At 60.4% G+C, this 17,346-nt stretch carries 18 protein-coding genes; 8 read left to right on the top strand and 10 right to left on the bottom strand.

Translation table 11 applies throughout. The features are described from left to right. The first annotated feature begins 93 nt into the window (after positions 1 to 93). Entirely contained in the window at positions 94 to 1,026 is a 933-nt protein-coding gene (locus ELH03_RS21395) for a pyridoxal-phosphate dependent enzyme (RefSeq protein WP_128405002.1), read from the top strand. A gap of 62 nt (positions 1,027 to 1,088) precedes the next feature. On the opposite strand, the gene leuD is transcribed toward ELH03_RS21395, so the two are convergent. The 3 genes from leuD to ELH03_RS21380 form a co-directional block, all read right to left on the bottom strand. Further along, positions 1,089 to 1,697: a 3-isopropylmalate dehydratase small subunit gene (leuD, locus tag ELH03_RS21390; RefSeq protein WP_003543984.1), complete on the bottom strand. Its 609-nt coding sequence runs from the start codon at positions 1,695 to 1,697 to the stop codon at positions 1,089 to 1,091. 133 nt (positions 1,698 to 1,830) lie between these two features. Further along, positions 1,831 to 2,253, bottom strand: a complete 423-nt coding sequence (locus tag ELH03_RS21385) for a VOC family protein (RefSeq protein WP_128405003.1) — start codon at positions 2,251 to 2,253, stop codon at positions 1,831 to 1,833. Between the two features lie 112 nt (positions 2,254 to 2,365). Further along, positions 2,366 to 2,599: a hypothetical protein gene (locus tag ELH03_RS21380; RefSeq protein WP_128405004.1), complete on the bottom strand. Its 234-nt coding sequence runs from the start codon at positions 2,597 to 2,599 to the stop codon at positions 2,366 to 2,368. 138 nt (positions 2,600 to 2,737) lie between these two features. On the opposite strand from ELH03_RS21380, the gene ELH03_RS21375 reads away from it, so the two are divergent. Continuing rightward, positions 2,738 to 3,658 (top strand): HpcH/HpaI aldolase/citrate lyase family protein, encoded by a 921-nt coding sequence (locus ELH03_RS21375; RefSeq protein ID WP_130766613.1) that lies wholly within the window; start codon positions 2,738 to 2,740, stop codon positions 3,656 to 3,658. After that, positions 3,658 to 3,864 (top strand): DUF1737 domain-containing protein, encoded by a 207-nt coding sequence (locus ELH03_RS21370; RefSeq protein ID WP_130766726.1) that lies wholly within the window; start codon positions 3,658 to 3,660, stop codon positions 3,862 to 3,864. Before ELH03_RS21375 ends, ELH03_RS21370 begins: the two co-directional genes overlap by 1 nt. An 82-nt stretch (positions 3,865 to 3,946) precedes the next feature. Here the strand turns inward: ELH03_RS21370 and ELH03_RS21365 are convergent, their stop codons facing one another. Next, positions 3,947 to 4,384, bottom strand: a complete 438-nt coding sequence (locus ELH03_RS21365; RefSeq protein ID WP_003589582.1) for a metallopeptidase family protein — start codon at positions 4,382 to 4,384, stop codon at positions 3,947 to 3,949. Between the two features lie 161 nt (positions 4,385 to 4,545). Here ELH03_RS21365 and ELH03_RS38005 point away from each other — a divergent pair, with 161 nt between their 5' ends. From ELH03_RS38005 to bfr, 5 genes are all read left to right on the top strand, one after another. Beyond that, positions 4,546 to 5,490, top strand: a complete 945-nt coding sequence (locus ELH03_RS38005) for an ImuA family protein (RefSeq protein WP_233941720.1) — start codon at positions 4,546 to 4,548, stop codon at positions 5,488 to 5,490. Positions 5,491 to 5,530: 40 nt separating this feature from the next. Further along, positions 5,531 to 6,946 (top strand): Y-family DNA polymerase, encoded by a 1,416-nt coding sequence (locus ELH03_RS21360; protein ID WP_233942493.1) that lies wholly within the window; start codon positions 5,531 to 5,533, stop codon positions 6,944 to 6,946. Further along, positions 6,943 to 10,407, top strand: a complete 3,465-nt coding sequence (locus ELH03_RS21355) for an error-prone DNA polymerase (protein WP_128400630.1) — start codon at positions 6,943 to 6,945, stop codon at positions 10,405 to 10,407. Before ELH03_RS21360 ends, ELH03_RS21355 begins: the two co-directional genes overlap by 4 nt. A 121-nt stretch (positions 10,408 to 10,528) precedes the next feature. Further along, the gene (locus ELH03_RS38000; RefSeq protein ID WP_128400631.1) at positions 10,529 to 10,927 is read left to right on the top strand and encodes a (2Fe-2S)-binding protein; all 399 of its coding nucleotides are present in this window, start codon (positions 10,529 to 10,531) and stop codon (positions 10,925 to 10,927) included. Next, the gene (bfr, locus tag ELH03_RS21345; RefSeq protein ID WP_017966050.1) at positions 10,893 to 11,378 is read left to right on the top strand and encodes a bacterioferritin; all 486 of its coding nucleotides are present in this window, start codon (positions 10,893 to 10,895) and stop codon (positions 11,376 to 11,378) included. The genes ELH03_RS38000 and bfr overlap by 35 nt, the downstream gene beginning before the upstream one ends. An 86-nt stretch (positions 11,379 to 11,464) precedes the next feature. Here the strand turns inward: bfr and ELH03_RS21340 are convergent, their stop codons facing one another. The 6 genes from ELH03_RS21340 to rsfS form a co-directional block, all read right to left on the bottom strand. Continuing rightward, on the bottom strand, positions 11,465 to 11,998 hold the full coding sequence (locus tag ELH03_RS21340; RefSeq protein WP_128400632.1) for an RNA pyrophosphohydrolase: 534 nt from the start codon (positions 11,996 to 11,998) through the stop codon (positions 11,465 to 11,467). Positions 11,999 to 12,036: 38 nt separating this feature from the next. Then, positions 12,037 to 13,233, bottom strand: coding sequence for a divergent polysaccharide deacetylase family protein (locus ELH03_RS21335; protein WP_130766611.1), 1,197 nt, complete (start codon positions 13,231 to 13,233; stop codon positions 12,037 to 12,039). A gap of 77 nt (positions 13,234 to 13,310) precedes the next feature. Next, positions 13,311 to 14,633, bottom strand: coding sequence for a S41 family peptidase (locus ELH03_RS21330; RefSeq protein WP_017995549.1), 1,323 nt, complete (start codon positions 14,631 to 14,633; stop codon positions 13,311 to 13,313). Beyond that, positions 14,623 to 16,026 (bottom strand): murein hydrolase activator EnvC family protein, encoded by a 1,404-nt coding sequence (locus ELH03_RS21325; protein ID WP_128400634.1) that lies wholly within the window; start codon positions 16,024 to 16,026, stop codon positions 14,623 to 14,625. Before ELH03_RS21325 ends, ELH03_RS21330 begins: the two co-directional genes overlap by 11 nt. A 187-nt stretch (positions 16,027 to 16,213) precedes the next feature. After that, positions 16,214 to 16,696, bottom strand: coding sequence for a 23S rRNA (pseudouridine(1915)-N(3))-methyltransferase RlmH (gene rlmH / locus ELH03_RS21320; RefSeq protein ID WP_128400635.1), 483 nt, complete (start codon positions 16,694 to 16,696; stop codon positions 16,214 to 16,216). 118 nt (positions 16,697 to 16,814) lie between these two features. Then, on the bottom strand, positions 16,815 to 17,258 hold the full coding sequence (gene rsfS / locus ELH03_RS21315) for a ribosome silencing factor (RefSeq protein WP_032984631.1): 444 nt from the start codon (positions 17,256 to 17,258) through the stop codon (positions 16,815 to 16,817). Positions 17,259 to 17,346: the final 88 nt, after the last annotated feature.

Genomic DNA, 17,346 nt, shown 5'->3' with positions numbered 1-17,346 from the left:
CGGTACGCTTCGCTCTGAGCCGCGATGATTGCTCCTGCGCCCGCAAACGGATTAGAACGGCAGCCCCGACCTTTATTTCCCTGGATGGTCCCCATGCCCTTTGCGCCTCTCCATCTCGATACGCCCTTGGCCCAGACGGCACCTGGCTACAGCGCCAGCGGCAAACCGCTCTGGCTGAAGCTCGATGCGCTGCAGCCTTCCGGCAGCTTCAAGCTGCGCGGCGTCGGCCGGCTTTGCCAGCACGAGGTGGAAAATGGGGCGCGCGCGATCTTCTGTGCTTCCGGCGGCAATGCCGGCATTGCGGCGGCTTATGCCGGCCGGGCGCTCGGGGTGCCGGTCACGATCGTCGTGCCGGAGACGACGGCGGCCGATGTCCGGCAGACGATTGCCGCAACGGGCGCGAATGTCCTCGTTCATGGTTCGGTTTTCGATGAGGCCAATGCCCATGCAGTCGAACTCGCCCGGAGCCGCAAGGCGACTTATGTGCACCCTTTCGACCATCCGCTTCTGTGGGATGGCCATGCCACGCTGATCGACGAGGTGGTGGCGAAGGGGGCAAAATTCGATTGCGTTGTCACTAGCGTCGGCGGCGGCGGGCTGCTTGCCGGCATTGTCGAGGGGTTGAAGCGCAACGGGCTTTCCGATGTGCCTGTTATTGCCGTTGAAACGGAAGGGGCGGCCTCGCTGAATGCCAGCCTCAAGGCGAATGAGCGCATCACCCTTCCCGCCATTACCTCGATTGCCAATTCGCTCGGGGCGCGGCAGGTGGCGCAGCATGTCTTCGACCTGCCGAAACAGCATCCGATCGAAAGTGTTGTCGTCAGCGATGCCGATGCCGTTGCCGCCTGCCTGAAATTTGCCGATGCGCAGCGCATTCTGGTCGAGCCGGCTTGTGGCGCGGCCCTTGCCGTTGGCGATGTGCATGCCGGACTGCTTCAGCGCTTCGACAATCCGCTTATCGAAGTCTGCGGCGGCATCGGCGTATCGCTCGAAAAGCTTGAGGCCTGGAAAGAGAAATTTCTCTGATGTGCCGCAAAAGAAAAAGCCGGGCAAAAACCCGGCTTGATCGGTAACCGATTGGAGAGGGCTCAGGCTGCCCAGGGGTGCGAAGCGGCGTTCTTCTTTTCGAAGCTGTCGATCGCCTTGCCCTTTTCCAGCGTCAGGCCGATATCGTCGAGACCGTTCAGCAGGCAGTGGCGCTTGAATTCGTCGAGATCGAACTTGATCAAGCCACCATCGGGGCCGGTGATCTCGAGGTTCTCAAGATCGACGGTCAGGATGGCGTTGGAGCCGCGCGAGGCGTCGTCCATCAGCTTGTCGAGATCTTCCTGGCTGACCTTGATCGGCAGGATGCCGTTCTTGAAGCAGTTGTTGTAGAAAATATCGGCGAAGCTGGTCGAGATCACGCAGCGGATGCCGAAATCGAGAAGCGCCCAGGGGGCGTGCTCGCGCGAGGAGCCGCAGCCGAAATTGTCGCCGGCAACGAGGATCTTGGCGTCGCGATAGGCTGGCTTGTTCAGCACGAAATCGGGGTTTTCTGAGCCGTCCTCATTGTAGCGGGCTTCCGCGAAGAGGCCGGTGCCGAGGCCGGTGCGCTTGATCGTCTTCAGATAATCCTTCGGAATGATCATGTCGGTGTCGACGTTGACGACCGGCAGCGGCGCTGCAACGCCCGTGAGCTTCACGAATTTATCCATGATCCATGCTCCATTTCAGCAAATCTACTTTCCGAATTTGCATCTAGTCCAGTTTTTCGCCGAAATGAAGGAGAATCTTTCACAGACGGCGGTCACGCGACGTTTCGCGCGATCCGCCGATTGAGCATGTCCCCTATTTGGACGGTGCGTTCAGGCCCCAGAGGACGCCGAACGGATCACGAAGTTGGCCGTAGCGATCGCCCCAGAACATCAGTTCGACCGGCATGACGACTTCGGCGCCGGCAGTCAGGGCACGATCCCACCAGAAATCGATATCGTCGATAACCAGCTGGATCGCGAAGCCTTCATGGCCTTTGAAGGGATGACCGTATTCGGGATAGGCATCCGACAGCATCAGGGAGCTGCCGTTGATGTAGAGATGCACATGCATCGTTCGGCCGCTCTCGTCGACCGGCACGAGATATGCCTCTTCGGCGCCGAAAGCCTTCTTGTAGAATTCCGCAGCTTTCACCGCGCCGTCGACCGTCAGATAGGGCAGCAGGCCATTCTTGACCGGTGGCATCTTGGTCGGGTTGCTCTCTGTCGTCGTATCCATGCTCGTCCTCCATACGTTTTTCACGAGCCGGCAGAATGCCTGGCTGTTTCAAGGACGCATGATGGAATCTCACGCCGACAGTGTCGGTCAAAATTTTTGGAAAATCCGGTGATCAGAGATCGATGATCGTACCGCGGCCGTCGTTCCACACGCGCATCTCCGGCTTACCATTGTTCGCCTTGGCGCGGACCGGAGCGGGCTTCATCTTCATCGAAAGCGCGCGTCCGACCATGAGCACGGTCAGGATGCCGCCGACGGCGAGCGTCACCGAAAAGGTGAGAAGCAGCATGGCCACGAAAATGGTGGCGCCGGCAAGCATGAGGAAGATGGAGCGAATGTTCTGCATGGTTAGAGACCTTTCTTCGGAAAGGAATGTGGTCCTTCTCTTTCCTCTCTGCAAGGCAAGCGTGGCTTTTTGTTGTTCTGCTGGATGTTCTGGGGTGGGATGCTTGCTTCGACTGTCAAAGCTTGGCACTAATTCGCCATGAGCCGAAACCCCGCGACCCGCTCCGTCCGCCTGCGCCGTTCGGTGCTGAGCGTGCCTGCCATCAATCCCCGCGCCCTCGAAAAAACCCATGCGGTTGATTGCGATGCGGTGATCTTCGATCTCGAGGATTCCGTGGCGCCGGAAAGGAAGGCGGAAGCGCGGGAAAATCTGAGGAATTTCTTTTCGGCTCGGCCGCTCGAAGGCAAGGAACGGATCATCCGCATCAATGACCTGTCGACCAATTTCGGCCTGGCGGACATGGAACTGGTAATCGCACTCAATCCCGACGCCGTGCTGCTGCCGAAGGTCGACGAACCGCAGGATGTCATGGCGGTCGGCGATCTTCTCTCCGAGGCGGATGCACCGGAAGATCTGCGCATCTGGGCGATGATCGAGACACCGCGTGGCATCCTGAATGCGGCTGTTATCGCCGAAGCCGGGCGCACGCCGGGCTCGCGGCTCGATTGCCTCGTTGTCGGGCTCAACGACCTGCGCAAGGAAACCGGCGTGCTGCCGGAGCCGGGGCGGAGCTATCTCGTGCCGTGGCTGATGCAGGTCGTCCTTGCAGTCAGCGCCTACGGGCTCGATGCGATCGACAGCGTCTTCAACGATTTCAGGGACGAACAGGGTTTTGATGCCGAATGCCTGCAGGGCCGGGCGATGGGCTTTGCCGGCAAGATGCTGATCCATCCGGCGCAGATCGAGCCCGCCAACCGCCATTTCGGCCCGGATCAGGCAGCGATTACGGAAGCGGAGGCGATCATATCAGCCTTTGCCGATCCTGCCTCCGATGGGCTGAACGTCATCAATGCAGGCGGGCGGATGGTCGAGCGACTGCATCTTGTCCAGGCGGAAAGTCTGGTCCATAAAGCCTGCCTGATCGCAGCCCGCCAGGCTGCAGCACGAAAGACGATGTGATGAAACTCTACCGCTTCCTGACCGGTCCCGACGATGCTTCCTTCTGCCACAAGGTCACTGCCGCCCTTAACAAGGGCTGGTTGCTGGAGGGCTCGCCGACCTATGGCTTCAACGCCGCAACCGGCGCGATGCAGTGCGGCCAGGCCGTCGTCAAGCATGTCGAAGGCAAGGATTATGATCCTGAGATGAAGCTCTCAGAGCAGTGAGGCTCAGCGCATAACCCCGAAAATCGTAATCGATTTTCGGAAAGGATTATGCGTGATTGAAAGTGATAGAGCGTCCTTAGCGCTAGCGCTCGGCGGCTTCCTCGGCGCTTGCCTCGATCCGCTCCATGTCATCGTCGCTCAGCCCGAAATGGTGGCCAATCTCGTGGATCAGGACGTGGGTGATGATATCGCCGAGCGTCTCGTCGTTCTCAGCCCAGTAATCGAGGATGGGGCGACGGTAGAGGCGGATGCGGTTCGGCATCTCGCCGGTTTCCAGCGTGAAACGTTCGGAAATGCCCCTGCCCTCGAAAAGGCCGAGCAGATCGAAAGGGGTTTCCAGCGCCATGTCCTCGAAAACGTCGTCATCGGGGAAATCTTCGATCTCGATCGTGAGGTTGGTCGTCAGCTGGCGAAATTCATCCGGCAGATGGCTATAGGCCTCCATGGCCAGCGACTCGAAGGTGCTGATCGTCGGCGCATGGCGGTCCCGCCAATCATCGCTCTGGTCTATGCGGGCCATGAATATTCCTTCCTTTGCGGGCCCATATAGAACCTTTATCGCCGATTTTCGAGTGCGGAATCAAAGGCAGGAATAAATTCATAAAAAATGGCCGTTGACTCTTCATTAGCTCTCTGGAATCTATAAGAACATAACAGGAACAAAACGGATCGGAGAACGCCATGGCGCAGCACGCCTTGGCGCGCGAGCGGCTTTTTGCGCTCCGCGAAACCATTGCCCGACTGGAGGGAAGGCCCGCGCCGGCGCTTGCCGCAGCGGAGCAGGAAGCCCTGGCAGAAGGACGTAAGACCCGCCAGGAGCGCATTCTGCCGCCCCTGCCGTTTGGGGTGGAATTTCTCGACGGGGCGCTGGAAGGCGGCTTGCCGCTCGATGCGATCACCGAATTCCGCTCGGCTCTGTCTCGTGATGCAGGTGCTGCAAGCGGGCTGGCGATGGCTGTTGCCGCGCGACTGCAAAAACAGGAAGTGGATGCCGGCAGGCTTATGCCGTTGCTCTGGATCGGCGATGCCGTCGGGACGCTGGAGGCCGGTCGTCCCTATGCCCCCGGGCTTCGGGATTTCGGGTTGAGCCCGGAGCGGTTTCTCCATGCGGCGCCGCGCAAGCTGGACGAGGCGCTCTGGCTGGCGGAGGTGGCAGTGGAAAGCGCTGCCTTCTCGGCCGTCATCTTCGAAGTGCGAGGCAATCCCGCCCATTTCGGCCTGACCGAAAGCCGCAGGCTTAGTCTCAGGGCGCATGCTGCCCGCCGTCCGATCTTTCTTGTCCGTCAGGCCGGAGCGGAGGAGGCAAGCAGCGCGGCCTTCCGCCTGCATGTCGAACCGGCCCCGTCCGGTCTGCGGCCGTTGCCGGATGGATCGAAACTTTCCGGCAGCATCGGCAATCCGATTTTCCGTCTCACACTGGAGAAGAGCCGCAATCCGGCCCCGCTCTCCTTTCTTCTGGAGTGGAACCCCCATGAACGCGAATTTCTCCCTATCGCCGAACCAAACCTCGTTCGTCCTCCAGGCGAACAGTCAGCGCATTCTGGCGCTCAGCTTCCCGCATCTGCCAACGGACCGCATCGCCCGCAAGCGATGGGGGCTCTCCTGGCGTTCGAAAGGGCGTCTTGAGACGCCGCCTATCGTCTGTTCCGGCAAGCTCAATAATGCCATGCGGCTGACGGCACTGGACGAGTTGGCCGAGAGGCTGGGGTTGAGGAAAGAGCTGGGCGTTGCCGAAGCGCGCGCCATGTACCCAATGCTCGAGGTCGCGGAAGAAGATCCGGCGGCCGACCGGCGGTTGCTGGAGGCAATTGCCGACTGGTGCGACCGTTATACGCCGCTGGTGGCGTTCGACGGTAAGGACGGCCTGTTTCTCGACATTAGCGGCTGCGCCCATCTCTTCGGCGGTGAAAAGGCGCTTCTTCGGGATGTTCTGTCGCGGCTTTTCCATATGGGGTTCGATGCGCGAGGCGCGGTCTCATCGTCGCCCGGCCTTTCCTGGGCCGCGTCCCGCTTCGGGCAGGGCGGCGTGATCGAGGACGAAGAGACGGAACATGTGCTGATGTCCTTGCCGGTCGCAGCCCTGCGGCTGGAAGGACAAACCGTCGCTGCCCTGAAGAAGCTCGGTCTGAAATATATCGGCGACGTCATCGATGCACCGCGCGCGCCGCTGACCCGCCGGTTCGGCCCGGAGCTGCTTCTGCGTCTCGACCAGGCGCTGGGACGTGAAGAGGAGCCGGTCTCGCCTCGGCGTCCTGTTGCCAGCCTCTCGGCCGAAAGCCGTCTGATCGAGCCCATCGGGACGGAAGAGCAGATCCTTGCCGTCACCAGGCAGGTCGCCTTATCGCTGCAGCCGTCGCTGGAGGCGCGGGGGGCTGGTGGGCGGGTGTTCGAACTGGTCCTGTTCCGCGTCGACGGCAGGGTCTTTCGCATCTCCGTCGGTGCTTCGCAGCCGCTTCGCGAACCAAAGTTCATTGCCGGGCTTTTTTCCGAGCGATTGCAGGCGGTCTATGACGATCTCGATGCCGGTTATGGTTTCGAGATCCTGCGGTTGAATGTGTTGCGGCACGATCCCTTCAACGAGGCGCAGGGTGATTTCGAGGGCGACCGTCAGGGAGAGATCTCGCTTTCGGCCTTCGTTGACCGGGTCTCGGCCCGACTTGGTGCGGATTGCCTGCAAAGCTTCCAGCTCCGCGAGAGCCATGTTCCGGAACGCGCCGTCATCACGGTTCCTGTGATGGACAGCCTTCCCAGGCGGAAGGCAGCGCAGGACATCCAGCTTCCTTTCCGCGAAGAGCGCCCGCTGCGGCTCTTTGCAACGCCGGAGCCCGTCGAGACCATACTTGCCGAAGTGCCCGATGGTCCGCCGCAGATCTTTCGCTGGCGGCGCATGCAGCATCAGGTGGCAAGAAGTGAAGGGCCGGAACGGATTGCGATGGAGTGGTGGATCGATGGAAATGACGCCGAGGCGCGTGACTATTTCCGCATCGAGGATGAGACCGGACATCGCTTCTGGATCTATCGGCGGGGCTTTTATGGTCAGGCGCTTGATCCTCGCTGGTTCATGCATGGCGTGTTCGCATGACAACCGCGCGCGCATTCTTCGAGATCGGCACAAGAACGAATTTCTCGTTTCTTGAAGGCGCCTCTGGCCCGGAGGAGATGGTCGTGCAGGCTGCTCGTCTACGGCTCGGCGGTCTCGGCATTGCGGATCGGAATTCGGTTGCCGGCGTCGTGCGGGCGCATGCGCAGGCGGAGCAACTTGAGGAGAGATATAAGAACAGGGATGAGATTCTGGCCCAAGCGAAGAAGGAAGGAAAAGAGGAGGAGATCCTCGATCCTATTCGGATTCAGCCGGGCGCCCGTCTCGTCTTTTCCGACGGAACGCCTGATATCCTCGCCTATCCCCGTAACCGGCGGGGCTGGGCGAACCTTTGCCGTCTTCTGAGCGCCGGCAATCTGAAGGAGGAAGCGGTCAAGGGAAGCTGCATTCTGACGGAAGCGGAACTCATGGAATGGGGGGACGAGATGATGCTTGCTCTCGTTCCCGATCGCACCCTTGTCGATCGTCAGGCGGGTCAGCTGACGCTGGAAGATTATCTGGAGCGGTTTCGCAGACGCTTCCGCAAGGCTTTTTATATGGCGCTGGCGCCAGCCTATGATGGCCGCGACAGGCAGGTCTTTGCGGTGCTTGCCATGCTTGCCGCTCGAAACCGTGTGCCGCTGATTGCAACCAACCAGCCGCTTTACCATCATCCTGAACGCCGGCCGCTTTCGGATATCGTGATCGCGATCCGGGAGCATGTGCAGATATCGCAAGCCGGGTTCCTTCTGGCGCCGAATGCTGAACGTTACCTCAAAGATTCACGTGAAATGGTCCGGATCTTCCGGGAGTATCCTAATGCGATCGAGAATACGCAGACATTCTTCGACAGGCTGACCTTTTCGCTGAAGGAACTGGAGCACAATTATCCGCCCGAAAACGATCCTGGTGAAACGCCGCAGGAGACTCTCGAAAGGCTGACGAGAGCGGGAGCGGCAAGACGCTATCCCAAAGGTATCCCGCCCAAGGTGGCGCCACAGATCGAGTACGAACTCGATCTCATTAAAAAAAAGAAATATGCCTCTTATTTCCTGACGGTTCACAGGATTATCCAGCACGCCCGCTATGTACTTAAGGTCTTGTGCCAGGGGCGCGGATCGGCGGCAAATTCGGTCATCTGCTATTGCCTCGAGATAACGGAAGTCGATCCTCAAAAAAGCACACTGCTCTTCGACCGCTTCATTTCGATGGATCGCGACGAACCGCCGGATATCGACGTTGATTTCGAGCATGATCGACGCGAAGAGGTCATCCAGTTCATCTATAAAAGATACGGCATAGAACATGCTGGGTTGACGGCGGGGGTGACGACCTACCGTACGCGCTCGGCCGGCCGCGAGGTCTCCAAGGCCTTTGGGCTGTCGGAGGATGTCCAGTCGGCGATCAGCAGCCTCGTCTGGGGCTGGTCGGAGGATAATCTCTCGGAGCGGGACGCGAAGGCGGCGGGTCTCGACATCAAGGATCCGGTGACCCGAAACGTTCTTCAGTATGCGTCCGAACTTCTCGGGTTCCCGCGCCACCTCACCCAGCATGTCGGCGGCTTCGTCATCACACGCGATAGGCTCGACGAGGTGGTGCCGATCATGAAGACGGCGATGCCGGATCGCTACATGATCGAGTGGGACAAGGACGACCTCGATAACGTCAAGATCCTCAAGGTGGATGTGCTGGCGCTCGGCATGTTGACCTGCCTGCGGAAGGCCTTCTCGCTGCTTGAATTGCATTACGACGTGAAGAAGACGCTCGCAGACCTCGGCAACAAGGAGCATGGGGACGAAGGCGAGCCGGTTTACGAGATGATGGGCCGGGCCGATACGCTCGGCGTCTTCCAGATCGAAAGCCGGGCGCAGATGAGCATGCTGCCGCGTCTTAAGCCGAAGGTGTTTTACGACCTCGTCATCGAGGTGGCGATCGTGCGGCCAGGACCGATCCAGGGCGATATGGTGCATCCCTATCTGAAGCGCCGGGAGCAGCGGGCCAAGAACATTCCGATTAAATATCCGAGCAAGGAGCTGGAAACGGTTCTGGAAAGAACCCTCGGCGTACCCTTGTTCCAGGAACAGGCCATGCAGATCGCCATTACCGCCGCAGGCTTCAAACCGGCGGAAGCCGACAAGCTTCGCAGAGCGATGGCGACATTCAAGAGAACGGGTACGATCGGTAACTTCGAAAAGCGGTTTATCGAGGGAATGGTCTCAAAGGGTTATGCCCAGGAATTCGCGCAGCAGTGTTTCAACCAGATCAAGGGTTTCGGTGAATACGGTTTCCCGGAAAGCCATGCCGCCTCCTTCGCGCTGCTCGTCTATGCCTCCTCATGGCTCAAGGCCTATTATCCCGACGTTTTCTGCGCAGCGATGCTGAATTCCCAGCCGATGGGGTTTTATGCGCCGGCGCAGCTGGTGCGGGACGCACGCGAGCATGGCGTAAAGATCCTGCCGGTCGACATCAATGAATCGAACTGGGATTGCGGTCTGGAAGAAGCTGCCTTCGATCGGAATGCCATCGATTTCCGGCATGACAAGATGCGCGAGATCATCAAGACCCGGCATGCGGTGCGGTTGGGTTTCCGGCAGATCAAGGGTCTCTCGACAGACGATATGGAACGGCTCGTCGACAATCGAGGCGAAGGCTACAGTTCGGTGCGTGATCTCTGGCTGCGGTCCGGTCTGCAGAAATCCGTCATCGAGCGACTGGCGGATGCCGATGCGTTCCAGTCCCTCAAACTGTCACGACGCGACGCGCTCTGGGCGGTGCGGGCACTGGATGTGAAGAGCGCGGCCGAGGAGCTGCCGCTTTTCGAGCAGGTCCGTCATGTCGACCTCCAGATCGAGCCTGCAGCGAAGCTGCCGGAAATGCTGCCGGGAGAGCAGGTTATCGAGGACTATCGTTATCTCTCACTGTCGCTGAAGGCGCACCCTGTCTCCTTCCTGCGCGAGGAATTGCGCAAGGCTGGCGTGACGCGCAATGTCGATCTGTTGAAGGTCGCGAACGGGCAGAGGGTGACGATCGCGGGCCTCGTGCTGGTGCGCCAGCGACCGGGTTCGGCCAAAGGTGTGATTTTCATGACGCTGGAAGACGAGACCGGCGTGGCCAATGCGATTGTCTGGTCGAAAATGTTCGACAAATACCGCTCGGTTGTGATGGGCGCCCGGCTGGTGAAAATCCGCGGCAGGCTGCAAAGCCAGAGCGGAGTGATCCATACCGTCGTGGAGCATATCGAAGACATGACGCCGGCGCTCGGTATCCTGCAACGTGAGGCCCGGCGTTTCGGCGTCTGCGAGCGGGCAGACGAGGTGCTGAGGCCGGGTGTCGATCAGCGGCAGAAAAAACTCGCGAATGCGCAGGAGAGGGCGGAGCTGGAAAAACGGATGGTTGCCACAGGCCGCCATGCCGGCGCGGCGGAAACCGCTGAGGTGATGCCGCGCGGACGCAACTTCCATTGAAGTGCGTCGCAGCGATCAGGACCATGCAGCGCGCCTTCATGGCCTTATAGCGTCATCCCCCTGAAACCGCTGCATAATCCCGGACGATATGCATGAGGCCTCATTCACACATCATTGTTCAATGATGCGGGACTCGAATTTTTTCTTGACAGCCACCATCTTCTTTAGCAGAAAACACGATAGTCAGTGTCATGTTTGGAATGAAGACGTGCTCGTCTGCAGCTGCAATTATATAACCGATAAGGAAATCCGGGAGGTTATCACCAACCTTCTCGATGAAGACTGTTGGCAGCTTATCGTGCCTGCGAAGGTCTACCACGCCATGGAAAAACGCGGCCGCTGCTGCGGTTGTTTCCCCAACGTCGTCGACATCATTATCCAGACGACCGAGGAATATCACGCCCGTCGCCACTCGACGGACACCGAAATATTTGATTTCATGTCCCGCTTGAAACAATTCCACGAGGAAAACAGGAGAGCGGACATTGAAAGGCGACAAAAAGGTCATCGAGCGGCTTAACGAGGCGTTGTTCCTCGAACTCGGTGCGGTCAACCAATATTGGGTTCACTATCGTCTTCTTGAGGACTGGGGCTACACCAAGCTCGCCAAGAAGGAGCGCGCCGAATCCATTGAAGAGATGCATCATGCCGACCGGCTTGTTGCACGCATCATCTTCCTCGAAGGTCATCCCAATCTGCAGACCCTTGCACCTCTACGCATCGGCCAGAACGTCAAGGAAGTTCTGGAAGCCGATCTTGCCGGCGAGTACGACGCCCGCACGGCCTACAAAAAGTCGCGCGATATCTGTCATGACGCCGGCGACTACGTTTCCATGAAACTTTTCGAGGAGCTGCTGGCGGACGAGGAAGGTCATATCGACTTCCTCGAAACACAGATCGACCTGCTCGAGAAAATCGGCGAGAGCAAATACGGCCAGCTCAACGCCGATTCCGCCAACGAAGCCGAATAAGATTCGAACGAGATACCGGCCGCCCATGGCGGCCGGTGATCCTATTCCCGCCGCCGAGGCAAACGGAGGCCGTCATCCTGCCGTGATCAGTCTTCCGATTGAAGTGTTTCCAAGTGCTGGAACTCGGCTACCACCTGGTCATAGACGGCGCGCTTGAAGGGGACGATCAGCTCCGGCAGTTGCTGCATCGGCTTCCATTCCCAGGCATCGAATTCCGGCTCGTGGCCGCCAGGCGGCGGATTGATGGCGATCTCGCTGTCGTCGCCGTCGAAGCGGAAGGCGAACCAGCGCTGTGTCTGGCCGCGGAATTTTCCTCTCAGCCCGATGCCGATCAGTGCCGGCGGCAGATCATAGTTGATCCAGTCTCTCGCTTCGGCAAGCAGGGTCACTGTCTTGATGCCGGTCTCCTCGTAAAGCTCGCGGTAGGCGGCGTCCAATGGATCCTCGCCCTTGTCGACGCCCCCCTGCGGCATCTGCCACAGCTGCGGCGAGCCGTCATATTCGGAATTGCCGTCAGAGATGCGCCGCCCGGCCCAGACGAGGCCATCGCGGTTCAGGATCATCACGCCGACGCAGGGGCGGTAGGGCAGATCCTCGGCTTTCACGGTCGCCTGGCTCATCTTCTTCTCCGTTCAGGAACTATTCTCAGGAATTCCTCTCAAGGATTCCTGGGGTCGTTGGAAAGGGCGGCAACGCCGACAATCTCGATGCCGCGCATCGCAGCCTCCTCGCTCCATTTGGCGATGGCGTCAACGCTCTCATCAAAAGCCGAGGCGACGCCGATCGCCTGTCCGTTCTTGCGGGCAATGCGCTCGAGTTCGTCGAGCTTCTTCAGGACGGCATTGATATCAAGCTGGCCGTCGAGCTGCAGGTCGGCGAAGGCATAGGGCAGTTCGGTTCCCTTGGCGATCGCCGCCGTCTTCGACTGCGCTGATGTACCATCGTCGAGAAACAGCAACCCGCGCTTGCCGATGTCGCGCATGACAGGCTCCATGGCGGCGGGATCAGACAGGAAACGGCCACCGAGATAATTCATGACGCCAGTATAGTTGGTGATCTCGCCCATCGCCTTGTGCAGGTTCTCGATGTTGCGGGCGGCCGACTTGGTGGTCAAAAGCGTTTCGGGGCCTGGATCGTTCGCCGGATAATCAAAAGGTTCAAGCGGCACTTGCAGGAGGATCTCGTGACCGCCGCGGCGAGCTTCCTGCATCCAGCGCTGCAGGCTGTTGCCGCTTGCGGCGAAAGCGAAGGTAATTTCCTCCGGCAGTTCGGCGATGGCGCGCTGCGTTCCGGTCTGGCTGAGCCCGAGGCCGCTGACGACGATGGCGATACGGACGCCACGCGCGCCGGACGAGGGACGCGCATATTGATCCATCGGTCGACGGCCATCGGGGCCGACGATCGGCAGCCTGCCAAAAGGCGTCTCTTCGAGCAGCGCATCATTGGGCTGGGCTGCCATGCGCGGATCCTGGCCGATCTGCATGGCGTCGACCAGTACCGGCCCGCCGCCGTCGCGCGGGCGGGGGCTGTATTTGGTGACGACCGAGCCGTCGCCGGTGAGCATCTGCTCGACATTGGCGCCCGAGCGCGGGTCGGCGCGTGGCATGCCGTCGGCCGCTTGGCCCGCGGTGGCCGTCGGTGGTTGAGGGCCATTGGCAGGGGGTGTTGCGGCCTGTTCGGCCGCCGGCGGTTTGGTGCGTTCGAGCTCATCGCCGCGAAATGCCGTATAGAGGGAAAAGCCGCCTATCGCGAAAAGGCAAAGACTGGCGGCGATGCGGCCCAGGCGCAGAATACCCGGACGCCGGCTGCCGGTTTTGCGGTTGCGGCCCAAAGGCGCATGCAGGTCCGTTCCCAATTTTTCGCCCGCTCCAAAACCGGGAAACAGCAGAAAGGGTCAAGGCCGGGCGAGGTGCCCGGCCTTGACGTGATCGATTACTTGGCGACGACGGCCTTATCTGGGTTGGGCGGGAAGGCCGGATCGGTCTTCTTGCCGCGCAGAAGGTCGAGCGCGTAGTTCAGCTGAACGTCGTCCTTCGGGTCCGGCGGGACGTAGGCAACGGAGCCCGAACCTTCGTCGGTTTCGCTCTGGCCCTTGATGTGGCCGCGCAGGCTGGACTCGCCTTCGGTCACCATCTTGCCCTGCAGTTCCTGCGGCAGCGGCTCCTCGACCTTGATGTCCGGGGTGATGCCGGTACCCTGGATCGAGCGGCCCGACGGCGTGTAATAGAGCGCCGTGGTCAGGCGCAGCGCACCGTTTTCGCCGAGCGGGATGATCGTCTGGACAGAACCCTTGCCGAAGGAGCGCGTGCCGAGAACGGTGGCACGGCGTAGATCCTGAAGAGCGCCGGCAACGATTTCCGATGCGGAAGCCGAGCCGCCGTTGATCAGCACGATCACCGGCTTGCCATCCGTCAGGTCGCCCGGGCCGGCATTGAAGCGGCGGGTTTCATCTGGATTGCGGCCGCGGGTCGAAACGACTTCGCCGCGCTGCAGCAGGGCATCGGAGACGTTGATCGCCTGGTCGAGCAGACCGCCCGGATTGAGGCGCAGGTCGAGAACATAACCCTTCAGCTTGTCGGCCGGAACGGTGTCCTTGATCTTCTTGATCGCCTTTTCCATGTCAGGATAGGTCTTCTCGGTGAAGGAGATGATGCGGAGATAACCGACATCGTCCTCGACACGCGACTTGACTGCCTGGACGGCGACGACGTCACGGACGATCGTCAGCTCGATCGGCTTGTCCGCACCCTTGCGGATCAGCGTCAGCTTGATCGGCGTGTTGACGGCGCCACGCATCTTCTCGACGGCATCTTCCAGCTTCAGGCCGCGCACGGACTGGCCGTCGATCTCGGAGATGTAGTCGCCGGCGAGAACGCCGGCCTTGGCGGCGGGCGTATCGTCGATCGGGGTAATGACCTTGACGAGTTCGTCTTCCATCGTGACTTCGATGCCGAGGCCGCCGAACTCACCCTTGGTCTGGGTGCGCATGTCCTCGGCGTCCTTCGCATTCATGTAGCTCGAATGCGGATCGAGCGAGGAGAGCATGCCGTTGATGGCGTTCTCGATCAGCTTGTCTTCAGCAGGCGGCGTCACATATTGCGCACGCACGCGCTCGAAGACATCTCCGAAAACCGAAAGTTCCTTGTATGTCGAGGATCCGGCCGCTTCTGCCGGCACACCCGCCGAGTAAATGACGCTCATTGCGGTCGCACCCATCAATGCGCCGACCAGAACAAGAGAAGCCCTACGAATCATTGCGTGCCTTTCCAGTGTCTTTGGCGGTCCACCACGGCCGGGAATCGACCGGTTTACCGTCCTTTCGAAATTCAATGTAAAGCGTTGGCCGGTTCGTTTCCAGCGCCAATGCAGTTGCGCTTGCCACTCTTTTCGCGCCCATCACGGCAAGTGGTTCGCCGGAGAAAACGAATTTTCCCTGACGGGTATTAATCGTATCCATTCCCGAGAGAACCAGGTGGTATCCATCGCCCGCGTCGAGGATGATCATCTGGCCGTAACTGCGAAATGCGCCGGCGAAAACCACCAGGCCATCCGCAGGCGCCGTCACCACTGTCTCTGGATTAGTGGCGACCGTCATTCCCATGGCCTCGTGCCCGGTGCCGTCGGCATCGCCGAACTGGCGCAGGATATCGCCCGCAACGGGCACCTCCAATTTCGCCTTCAATTCTCCGAAGGGATATGCGGGCGCAATGCGGTTTTTATCGGGCACGCCGCTGTCGGCGAGCGCCTTGGCCTGGGCGCGCTGCTCGTCCGTCATAAGCTTGCGGTTCTCCTCCGCCTGGCGGGCGGCAGCGGCAGCATCCCGCACCGAAGCGATCTCGGATTCCATCGAGGCGACGAGGCCTTCAAGACTGGTCGCCTTGCCTGCCAATTCCTCGGAACGTTTCCTTTCGGCCCCCAGTTCGGCGGTGTTGCTGCGGCTGAGCTTGTCGTTTTCGGAAAGCAGCAGGTCCATGCGCCGCTCTTCCTCGATGCCATCAGTCATCGTCCCGGTCAGGGAGGCCTTCTCGGCTGCGCTTGCAGTCTGCAATGCAGCGAGGCTTGCGAGGTCTGCGGCAAGCTTGTCTGTCTCTTTGCGGATGCCGGGCACGACGGCGCCGAGCAGAATGGCGCTGCGTACGGAGGCGAGCGCATCATCGGGGGTGACGAGCAAAGCGGGCGGCGGGTTGCGGCCCATGCGCTGGAGCGCTGCCAGCACCTCGGCCAGCAGGCCGCGGCGCTCGTGCAGGGAGCGGCGGATGCCATCCTCCTTGACGCCGAGATCGGCAAGCTTCTTCTCGCTTTCGAGGATCTGTTTTTCGAGCGCCTTGCGGCGGGCGGCGGAGTCGATCAGCGCCTGGCGGATGCTTTCGGTGCTCTTTTCGAGATCGGCGATGCTCTGCTGAAGCGCGCTCACCTTGTCAGTGGAGAGGCTGATCGTCTTCGACAGGGTTTCGAGTTCGGCACGCGTCTGATCACGCTTGGCGGCGAGTTCTGCGGCCGGATCGGGCGGCGGCGCCGGCTCGGCTGCCGGCTGCGGTGCAGATTGTGCCGCCTCGGGCGCGGCATCCTGCGCCAGGACGATGAACGGATTTGTCGAGACGACAATCACCGCCACACCGACGCCGGCCGCGATAGCCGGGAGGATCATGCGGTGTTGCCTCGTGGATGCTCTCGTCATGCGTGTTGGGGCACTTTCTCAAATCGCGCGGAGACTAAGCTGATTTGATGCGCTTTGCCATAACGTTTGCAGGAGAACGGAGCGTCAGGCAAACACGGCTGCGTGACATTGCGACGCATTGGCCGACGCATTGCCGACACATCAGGCCGACGCGGCATCAGACGCGGTGATAAGGGTGGCCGGACAGGATGGTGACGGCACGATAGAGCTGCTCGGCGATCAGCGTGCGCACGAGCTGGTGCGGCCAGGTCATCTTGCCCAGGCACAGCGTGGCGTCGGCACGGTCGTAAAGCGAGGGATCAAGGCCGTCGGCACCGCCGATCGCGATGGTCAGCTCGCGTTTGCCCTGGTCGCGATAGGAGCCGAGCAGGTTAGCGAAGGCTTCGCTGTCAAGCGCCTTGCCGCGTTCATCGAGAAGAATGAGGATGCTGCCATCGGCAAGTGATTTCAGAAGCATCGCCGCCTCTTCGCGCTTGCGGGTCTCCGCATTGGAGGCACGGCTTTCGGCAACTTCGGCAATGCGGGTCAATTCGAGGCCGACGGCAGGGCCGGCCTTGGCGAAACGGTCGAAATAACGGGCGGCAAGATCCTTTTCGGGGCCGGACTTCAGCCGTCCCACCGCAAAAAGACCTATTCGCATTCATCCGCTCCCGCTCATGCGGCACATCGGGCGCGCACTACGCCACCGGCCGGCTTGTGATGTTTTCCGGCCAGCCAATGCCACGTCTCAGGCGCCGGACAAGATGCCGGCACGCCTGTCAGTGCCGTGTTTCTTCATCCATATCCGGAGCCGCCCACATCTTTTCGATGTTGTAGAACTCGCGGATTTCGGGACGGAACACGTGCACGATAATGTCACCGGTGTCGATCAGGACCCAATCGCCGCCTTCCTGACCTTCGACGCGGGCCGTACCGAGGCCGTCGTCCTTAAGATCGGTGAGCAGATGATCGGAGATCGCCATGACATGCCTGTTCGAACGGCCGGAGACGACGATCATGTAGTCTCCCAGCGCCGATTTTCCGGCAATGTCGATAGTGACGATATCTTCAGCTTTGGAGTCCTCGAGGCTGGCGAGGACGGTTTCTAGGGCACGGGCGGCGGCATCGGCGCCACGTTCCGCACTCTTCGGGATAACGGCGAGCGTTTTTCCCTTGGCGTGTACTGTTGTCAGTGCTTTCCCTTTCCTGGAATGACAAACTATGCACAACACAGATCCGATCGAGACCGGATCATGGTTAAGATAGGCATCAAACCATTAATGTTTCAAGACATGCTAAGGTACGGAACGG

The organism is Rhizobium beringeri (assembly GCF_004306515.1).
Taxonomy (GTDB): Bacteria; Pseudomonadota; Alphaproteobacteria; order Rhizobiales; family Rhizobiaceae; genus Rhizobium; species Rhizobium beringeri.
Note: the sequence above shows the minus strand (reverse complement) of the source record. Positions and strands in the feature narration are given on the sequence as shown.